The following is a 7,786-nucleotide window of genomic DNA, read 5'->3' on the forward strand; positions in this document are numbered from 1 at the left end:
GAGACACAAGACTCTCAATACGATACAAATACCCGATCGCAATATAACTTGCCCTCGGGCCGGACGCGGGGTGGAGCAGCCCGGTAGCTCGTCAGGCTCATAACCTGAAGGTCACAGGTTCAAATCCTGTCCCCGCAACCAACGTTACTTGCATTTGCCTTGCCTCAGTTTGATAATTCAAGCCGCTGTGCGAGGTGCGAAATAGTGAGCAAGTTCTGTCCCCGCAACCAAAATATCTAACCTTTACAAATGGTTAAAATCAGACAAAAACACTTGTGTATAGGCGCTCCCGTTTTACCTCAACGCCACCTCAACGTTTGACGAGTCCCCCTGTAACCCAGGGGGCTTTTTGCGTTTTGGGGCCATCAGCCGTGCCGCGCGCGCCCGGTTGAAATCATCGCTCTGATCCGGTATATGACTCAGTCATACCATGGAGGCGCGGATGACCGTCAAAACCACCCTCAGCTTCACCGACCGTCACCACCAATTCCTCTCAGAAAAGGTGGGGCAGGGCGTGTTCGCGACCCAGAGCGCCGCAGTCGCGGCCGCGCTGGAACAGATGATGCAGGATGAACAGGAACGCGAGGTGGCCCTCTCTGCCCTCGCGCAGGAAATCCGCGCCCGCATGGAAACACCGCGCGAAGCCTTCATCGACCAGGACGACGCCTTCGCCGCTGCCCGCCGCACCATCGGGGCGGCCCGCGGCGCGTGAACTACCGCATCAGGTACCACCCACTCGTCGCGCGTGATCTTGATGCCATCGCACAGTGGATCCTTGACTATGCCGGACCGGACTCGGCCGCCCGCAAGCTGGCAGAAATCGAGGCGGCCATCGCCACGCTGAAGGCAACGCCGCACAAGGGCAGTCTTCGAACCGAAATCGCGCCCGGGCTGCGTGCCATCCCGGCCGGGCGCAAAGCCGTCATCGCATTCACCGTCGACGACGATGCCACAGAAGTACTGATTTACGCCGTCACCTATGGCGGTGCCGACTGGGCCATGCGCAGCAGCATGCGCAGTCGCTGACGACGCACCCGGCGCATAGCTGACGGTCGAGAAGTCGCTACAAATTCTCCGAAGCAGCCGCTCAGCGCGGTCGCGCAAGGCCTCGACACGACTATTTGCATGCTGCACTACACGGCTACGGTTGCGCCCGGACCGGTCCTTCACATTGGCCCAGAGACCGTCGAGTAACACATACCGCTCGTCATCGGGCCGGTTGAACCGTTCGGACGCCCCCCGTTTGTTCCTCTCACCGCCACCGATCCGCCAACAGCCCGCACCGGATGCACCTGGTTCGGAGCGTCCACAATGCCCGTCGAATATCTCCCGCGGCAGGTGCCACAAACCACGCGCCCAGCCTTCAACCTGTAACCGGGAAATCGGTACGCCTCTCACTCTCGATCGGCATGCGCCGCCGCGCTCCCGGCGCTCAGGATCGCGTAGGAGTCCGGTCTCTGACCGCCAGACTGGCAAGCGCCGGAAACAACATGACCGTGATGACAGCCGCGACAACCAGTGATGCGCTGCACCACTCAGGCATCGCGCCCTGGCCGACCGCGATCGCGGTGATCGCGACAACGAGTGGCAACTGGGTCCCTGAGTGCAGGGCCAAGGCGATTTGTTGGCGGAACGGAAGCGCATGGCGGTAGAACCAAAGCACTGGCAGACCGCGCGCGAGCAGCATCATGGCAACGAAGACCGGAACCAATGCGAGGCCCATGGGCGAGTTGGTCATGGCCGCGAGGTCGAGCTTCATGCCGGACACCACAAAGAAGATCGGGATCAGGAAGCCGTAGCCCAGGGCCGAAAGGCGCACCATCAGATCATGGTGCAGATTCTCGGGCACCAGCGCGCGCAGAACCGCACCGGCCACAAATGCCCCAAGCACAAGATCCAGCCCGAGGCTTTCACCGAAAACGGCAAAGGTAACGGCAAGAAAAACCGCCAGCCGGATCGGGAATTGTCCGGAACTGGTCATGGTGTCACGCAGCACCGGCGGCAGGTGCAGGCTGCGCACCCGCCCGGCCAGCCCGATGGCAAGAATTGCCGCCAGCACAAATCCGACCAGCACGAGGCTTTGTGCTCCGACACCGGCCGCCCCTGCCAGGATCAGCGACAGCACCACCAGCGGAAACGCCTCGCCGGCAGTGCCTGCGGCCAGAACATAGGGTCCATAGGGCGGGGCCAGCATGCCCCGATCCTTCAGGATGGGCATCAGCGCACCGATCGCCGTGGTGGTGAGTGCGATGGCGACGAAGCCCGCAGCCGGAAACAGGCCCAGTGCCTGGCCGCCAAAGGCGAGGATGCCCGCGACGGCCAGCGAGGCCAGCCACCCCCGGACCGCCAGACGCGAGGGTTCGCCGCGGACCTCACGGGGGTTGATCTCGAGGCCAGCGATCAGGAACAGGATCGCAAGGCCGAGTTGTGCAATCATCTCCAGTGTCACGCTCGGTGCCAGCAGGTTCACGCCCTGCGGGCCGATCACAACACCGAACAGGATTTCGAGAACGACAGCAGGCACGAGGGCCATGCGCAGCGCCGCCGGCACCAGCGCGGCCAGCGCAATAGCCCCGGTCAATGCTATGGCAGCCAGTGGCAAGGCTTCGGCGTGCATCTGTCGCTCACCCTAGCGGACGCTTGCCGCTTGCCGCTTGCCAGAAATTAGCTCAACCCGCCAGCGTTTGCGACTGGTTTTGTCGTTCTGCACACGACCGGCTGCGGATCACATGCAGCGCCGTGTGACAGGGTCGCGCGTTGCTCTTGCTTTCCTCCTATATGCCTGACGTGGCAAGCATGGCATATGATGTCACGAGCGGCGGTTCACGGGCGCCACTGGTGGATAGCAAAAGGATGATCTCCGACATGCGACCGCACTTCCTCGCCGCGCTTGTGCTGTGCTGGCCATCGACATCTCTTTCCATCGTCAACGGCCTACCCGCGAATGTCGTGGAGTTCCGTTCTTTCGTTTCCCTTCGCAACATCAGCCCCTTTCCCAGACATGAGGGGCGGGAAATCAACGGTTGTGGCGGCGCGCTGGTTGCGCACGAATGGGTGCTGACCGCTTTGCATTGCAAACCTCTGTTCGAAAACGTCGGTCACGGAGCCGATTCGGTTTTCGTCGGCGTCAACGTCCAGCCCGATGGAAGCATCGGCGCGAGACTGCGGATCACCGAGGTTCGCAAGGCGCCGGTTTTGCTGGTAACGGCCCGTCTGGATGCAGCGCTGCTGCGACTGGAGGCGGATGCCACAGCGCAGGGTGCCGAGGTCGCCTCGATCTTCGAGGGTGAACTTGTCCCGGGTTTCGCGACAACCACGGTCGGCCTCGGCATGGGGCTCGAGGGGGCGGTGCTGGAGTTTTACGCCTCCGAAGTCGCCGAGGCAGGACGCTGCATGGTGGAACGGGCTGATTTCGATCCTGTCCATGATTTTTGCGTCGGCATCTCTGGATCGGCACAGCGCACAGGCTACGGCGATTCCGGCGGCCCCTTGTATGTGCCCGATCCGGGCATTCCCGGCGGGTTCCGGCTTGCCGGGATCGTGAAGGGTGGGGTCAAGGCAGGGCCTACGGGGCCGGAAGAAACCGAATTCATCCGATATGCCGATGTGACCCGGCTGCGCGACTGGATCCGCGAGGTTGTTGAAGGGGCGCGACCGCGGCCGGCGGATTGACCCCTCGGCCTCGGCCCTGTCGGTCAGGGCCTCGCTGGGCGGTCACATCATCCATTCCACCGGCAGGATGCCGATGACCCTGACAATGAAGCGGTCAAACCAAGTCGTATTCGGCTCGGTGGCATGGACGATCGGCGCGCCACCTTCCCCCATTGAGGTCCATTCCAGCGCACCCGAAGGCGACAGGCGCAGGGCATAGGCGCCGCGTTCCATCACCTGATCCAGCGCCCCGGTCACCGCCGATGCAAAGACCGGACTTTCGATCAGAAGCCCCATTTCGGTGTTCAGCCGCGCCGAGCGGGGATCGAAGTTGAACGACCCGATGAACACCCGCGCGCCATCGATGGCAAAGACCTTGGAGTGCAGCGAGGTGGCAGAGCCCGCAAGGAGAGAGGCCAGCGTCTGGTCCTGCTGCGGGATCAGCGGATCGGCCCGAAGCTCTCCCAGCGCAACCCCGCCTGCCAGCAGCGCGCGGCGATATCCGGCGTAGGAGCCGTGAACGGTCAGGACATCCGTGGCCTCCTGCGCGTTGGTCAGCACCCGCACCGCTCTACCTTGTGCCGCAAGCGAGGTCAGCAGCTCGGTCCCACCCCGCCCAGGCACGAAATACGCCGAGATCAGATCGACAGAGACGCCCGGGCCGGTCGTGACATCCGTCAAAATCGCGGCTAGCCGTTCGATCAGCAGCCCGCCGGCGCCCGGCTGGCCCAGCCCCTTGCCGGGGTCGTCGACTACCAGCGTCACGTGCGCCCATTCCACCGCATCCGCCCCCGCCGTCAATGTCTTGATCAAGGGCGAGTTTCGGATTGCTGTCAGGTAAGGCGCGGCCAGATCCGAGGCCAGTGCCGTCGCTGCCGCCGATTGCAGCCGCGCCATCCCATCCGGCGCCGGGGGCAGGACCAGGCCCGCCGGATAGGCCGAGGCGCTGTTCCAGTAGGCGTCGAAGGCCGCCGAGACATCTGCCGCCGCAGGGCCCAGGGCCAGAACATCGGTGTCGACGTAATGCTCGCCCCTGCCGAAGGCGAAATAGATGTCGCCCACGTTCCGCCCGCCCACCACGCTGGCAGCACCGTCGGCGGTGAAGGACTTGTTGTGCATCCGCCTGTTCAGCCGCGGGAAATCGAAGACGAAGGACAGCAGTTTCGGGCGCCGCAAGGTAAAGGGGTTGAACAGGCGCACCTCGATATTGGGCAGATCATCCAGCGCGCGCAATTCAGCATCAAGCCCTGCAATCCCGTTGTCATCCAACAGCAACCGCACCCGCACCCCGCGCGCCGCAGCTGCGCGCAATTCCTCCAGCAGCAGGTAGCCGGTCGTGTCGGCCTGCCAGATGTAGTATTGCACGTCCAGAGACTGTTCGGCCGCGCGCGCCAGCAGCACGCGGGCGGCAAAAGTCTCGCCCCCGCCAGAGAGCGGGATCACGCCACTCATCCCCGGATGCTCTGATTGTGCTGCCAGCACTGCGGCACCGATTGTCGTGGCGGCGGTTGCAGGCAAAGCCGCCGAGACCGCGATGTCCTGCCGCTCCGCCAAGGGGAACAAGGCCCTCAGCAACAGGATACCCACCGCAACCACGGCCAGAATGACAAAAAGGCTCCGGAAAACCGCCATGCTGGCTACCTGTTGATTTCAGTCTTTGACATAGCGAAGTTTCACCCTGCAGGCCATCATATCGGGCAGGTTTTGCGGTGGCGAGACCCTTGATTGGCCCGTCAGCCTTCGCCGCAACGCTGCACCCTCCGAAACAGGCGCTGTCCTCGGCCCGGATGTCAACATTCACGCACCAAGACACAGCCCCGCCGCCCCCACGAACGACCGTAAACCGCCCGATACGATTTATGAGCGCAGGAACGGTGGTCGATGTTACATTGCCCCATCGGCAAAGCCGAGGACGTGGCGGGCTTGGTGGACAGGAGAGAAGTCATGTCCATTGAAACACTCCCCGCCCTTCGTCGTGCGCGTGCCCCTTGGAACAAGGGCCGCATCGTCGGCCAGAAGCGGCCGCTGCTGCCCAAACATGTCTGGTCCATTCGTGTCCGGCTGGAAATGGCCGACAATAAGCGCGATCTTGCGCTGTTCAACATGGCCATAGATTGCAAACTCCGCGGTTGCGATCTGGTCTGCCTGAAGGTGAACGATGTTTACGCCGCCGGCCGCGTTAAGGAACGCGCCTCCGTGACACAAAGCAAAACACGCAAGCCTGTCCGCTTCGAGATCACCGAAACCACGCGACTGTCGGTGGAGCGTTGGATCAAGGATCCCGAAATGATCGGTTGCGAATATCTTTGGCCAAGCCGTCTCCATGCAAGCCCGCACCTGTCCACGCGGCAGTATGCCCGGATCATGCGCGACTGGGTGCTCTCGATTGGGCTTGAACCGAGCGTCTATGGCACCCATTCGATGCGACGCACCAAGGTTGCCCAGATTTACAAGAAGACGGGCAACTTGTGCGCTGTTCAGCTTTTGCTCGGGCATACCAAGATGGACAGCACTGTTCGCTATCTTGGGGTCGACTTGGATGACGCGCTGTCCTTGTCAGAAGGGATCGATCTGTAACAACCCCGCCGACCGGCGTGCCATGCGCCGGTCTGCCCAAACCAACCGGTCGGCCTGTCAGGAGGGGTTCGTCAAAGCGGCCGCTCGGGAATGGCGTAGCATCTGTCGGGTGGTCGACAGCCAAGCGGTGACGGCCCATTGCCGACTGTGAGGTTGCAGCATTGCACTCGCAGCATCTTGTGATAGCTGCCATTCGCTCCATTTTTGTGGCCATACCAGAGCCATTTTCAGCTACATTTGCCAACACTAAATGCACGCGAAACGGCTGAGGCGATCCGCAGACCAGAGACCAAGCCATGTCAGCCGCTTTCGGCGGCGGCGTAACCCGGTCGGAACGATTGCCAGACTCATGCGTTGTGTCCCCGTTAACCTATACCAGGTTCCAGCAAGGGAGACCGCATGTCGGCATCATCAAAAACCCGCGGTCACCTGACCACCTTACACAGTTTCGGAACTGACCCCGGTTCGCTGCGGGCAGACACCTACATCCCTGAGAACTTTCCAAAGAACGGTCCCCTCGTTGTTGTGCTTCACGGCAGCAGCCAGTCGGCGGAGAGCTATAACAACGGATCGGGCTGGTCCGCACTCGCCGACGAGTGCGGGGTAGCACTTCTGTTCCCCGGGCAGCGACGGTCTAACAACGTCATCAAAAGCTTTAACTGGTTTAAGCCAGGTGACAGCCAGCGCGGTGGCGGCGAGCCCCTTTCCATTCGTCAGATGATCGGACAGGTCATTGATGAACAAGCGATAGACCCCTCACGGGTCTTCATCACCGGGCTGTCTTCAGGAGGGGCCATGACATCGGTGATGCTGGCGACCTACCCTGAGGTGTTCGCTGGAGGTGCGATCATCGCCGGCCTGCCCTACCGCAGCGCTAACACGCTTATGCAGGCGATCTATCGCATGAAGGGACATGGCGGCCCCTCGAATCTCAAGCTCGACGCGCTTGTTCGCGCGGCATCGAACGCCACGGACCGCTGGCCGACCATCTCGGTCTGGCACGGCGGCCGCGACACGACCGTCGACAGTTCCAACGCCGATTCTATCGTCCGACAGTGGCAGAAGATCCACAAGGTCGAAGGACTGCCGACACGGGTGGAGAAAGTTGACGGCTTTCCCCGGCAGGTCTGGTGCAATGCAGCCGGACGGGCTGTGATCGAGGAATACATTATCGGGAGCATGGGACACGGCACGCCAATCAAGGCCGGGGGAGACCAGGGCTTGGGCAAAGAAGATAAATACATGCTGGAAGTTGGTATCTCCTCGACCCGCCACATTGCCGAGTTCTGGGGTCTGGCGTCTGTGCGGGACATGTAGAAGATCAGAAGACCAGCCCCCACATTCACTCCCTGTATCCGGCGGCGCACGGTAATCAAGTGGCTGCTTTGTGGTAAGCCATATGTAGGCTGAACCGTAAGCTAAAGGGATGTGTCGGCTGCTTCCCCACAGTTGGGTTACCCTGAAGAGGGATCAACCGTGCAACAAGGAGAAGTAGCCATGTGTGCAAAGAAGACAGGAAGCCTCGAAGACCTTGCCGTCGTCGGTGTCGATATCGGCA

General features: G+C 62.0%; 7 protein-coding genes and 1 tRNA gene. 6 read left to right on the plus strand and 2 right to left on the minus strand.

All coding sequences use genetic code 11. From position 1 onward, the window contains the following. The first annotated feature begins 64 nt into the window (after positions 1-64). From Q8K08_RS05065 to Q8K08_RS05075, 3 genes are all read left to right on the plus strand, one after another. Positions 65-141 (plus strand) — tRNA-Met (locus tag Q8K08_RS05065). A 301-nt stretch (positions 142-442) separates the two neighbouring features. Next, entirely contained in the window at positions 443-712 is a 270-nt protein-coding gene (locus Q8K08_RS05070; RefSeq protein WP_305249373.1) for a hypothetical protein, read from the plus strand. Continuing rightward, positions 709-1,026, plus strand: coding sequence for a type II toxin-antitoxin system RelE/ParE family toxin (locus tag Q8K08_RS05075; protein ID WP_305249374.1), 318 nt, complete (start codon positions 709-711; stop codon positions 1,024-1,026). The genes Q8K08_RS05070 and Q8K08_RS05075 overlap by 4 nt, the downstream gene beginning before the upstream one ends. 406 nt (positions 1,027-1,432) lie before the next feature. On the opposite strand, the gene Q8K08_RS05080 is transcribed toward Q8K08_RS05075, so the two are convergent. Then, positions 1,433-2,617 carry a cation:proton antiporter gene (locus Q8K08_RS05080; RefSeq protein ID WP_305249375.1) on the minus strand — a complete coding sequence of 395 codons (1,185 nt, stop codon included), beginning with the start codon at positions 2,615-2,617 and terminating at the stop codon, positions 1,433-1,435. Between the two features lie 248 nt (positions 2,618-2,865). Between Q8K08_RS05080 and Q8K08_RS05085 the strand changes: the two genes are divergently transcribed. Next, the gene (locus Q8K08_RS05085; RefSeq protein ID WP_305249376.1) at positions 2,866-3,672 is read left to right on the plus strand and encodes a trypsin-like serine protease; all 807 of its coding nucleotides are present in this window, start codon (positions 2,866-2,868) and stop codon (positions 3,670-3,672) included. Positions 3,673-3,714: 42 nt separating this feature from the next. Here Q8K08_RS05085 and Q8K08_RS05090 read toward each other — a convergent pair whose 3' ends face one another. After that, on the minus strand, positions 3,715-5,283 hold the full coding sequence (locus Q8K08_RS05090) for a phospholipase D family protein (protein WP_305249377.1): 1,569 nt from the start codon (positions 5,281-5,283) through the stop codon (positions 3,715-3,717). A 312-nt stretch (positions 5,284-5,595) separates the two neighbouring features. Between Q8K08_RS05090 and Q8K08_RS05095 the strand changes: the two genes are divergently transcribed. Together Q8K08_RS05095 and Q8K08_RS05100 are read left to right on the plus strand one after the other, a co-directional pair. Next, the gene (locus tag Q8K08_RS05095) at positions 5,596-6,228 is read left to right on the plus strand and encodes a tyrosine-type recombinase/integrase (protein ID WP_305249378.1); all 633 of its coding nucleotides are present in this window, start codon (positions 5,596-5,598) and stop codon (positions 6,226-6,228) included. A gap of 399 nt (positions 6,229-6,627) precedes the next feature. Then, positions 6,628-7,545, plus strand: coding sequence for a PHB depolymerase family esterase (locus tag Q8K08_RS05100; protein ID WP_305249379.1), 918 nt, complete (start codon positions 6,628-6,630; stop codon positions 7,543-7,545). Positions 7,546-7,786 lie beyond the last annotated feature (241 nt).

This window comes from Pseudotabrizicola sp. (assembly GCF_030684215.1).
GTDB lineage: Bacteria > Pseudomonadota > Alphaproteobacteria > Rhodobacterales > Rhodobacteraceae > Pseudotabrizicola.